Annotated in this window: 1 pseudogene; it reads right to left on the minus strand. The window is 43.9% G+C overall.

What is annotated here, in order from left to right:
- Positions 1-119 precede the first annotated feature (119 nt).
- A pseudogene (locus tag IE258_RS40760) lies at positions 120-748 on the minus strand (hypothetical protein); the annotation flags it as partial.

The following is a 748-nucleotide window of genomic DNA, read 5'->3' on the forward strand; positions in this document are numbered from 1 at the left end:
TTCGAATAAGCACACAACCGTTTTTCGAACCCTGCAAAATTTCTTCCGAACCCGAACGGCGTAACACTCCATTGAGTGAAGCTGCCGTTTGGTCGCTCCCCCATTGGGGGCGGGGGGGGTTACATACCCATGCCGAAACCTCTGCTTCTGGTGATTTGCTTGAGTAGGTCTTTCCCCTCTTCCATAGCTTTTGATATGTTTGGGAAATGATGCCTTAAAGCCTCCAGTTGTTCGGAATTGAACAAGTCTTTCATCTTACCAAGTTCTTTTTTCAATTCCTTGGTTTCGGTCTTTAGTTCTTGGTTCTCCGTTCTTAGTCGGTTACTGGTTGTCCTTGCATTGTCCATTTGCTGTCTATAATACTCCTTGTCGTTCTCGGCTTTGAATACCTTTGTGCCGTTTCGCTCTTTTTCAAGTATAGCCTTTCCCAGTCTATCGGATAGCTGTTCATTTTCCCCCTCTAAAGCCTTTATTTTGGCTTTTAAGGCATCTTTTTCCCTATCGTTAACCGTTTTCCCTATCAAGCCGTAAAACTTCTCTGAAGCCTTAGAAATGAGTTTTTGGACGTTTTTCTTTGTTTCAATGGAACGTAGTTCTTTCTGAAGCTGAAGAAGCTGGTTTTGCACGTCCTTGTGCTTGTCTAACGCACTGGATATATCGTTGGATAGTTCCTGAAGCTGTTCTTTCGCACATTCGGTCTTGTACTGCATAGCCGATAAGTGTTTGCGATCAGAAGAAACACCACGTT

Source organism: Streptomyces tendae, from assembly GCF_014650435.1.
Lineage (GTDB): Bacteria > Actinomycetota > Actinomycetes > Streptomycetales > Streptomycetaceae > Streptomyces > Streptomyces tendae.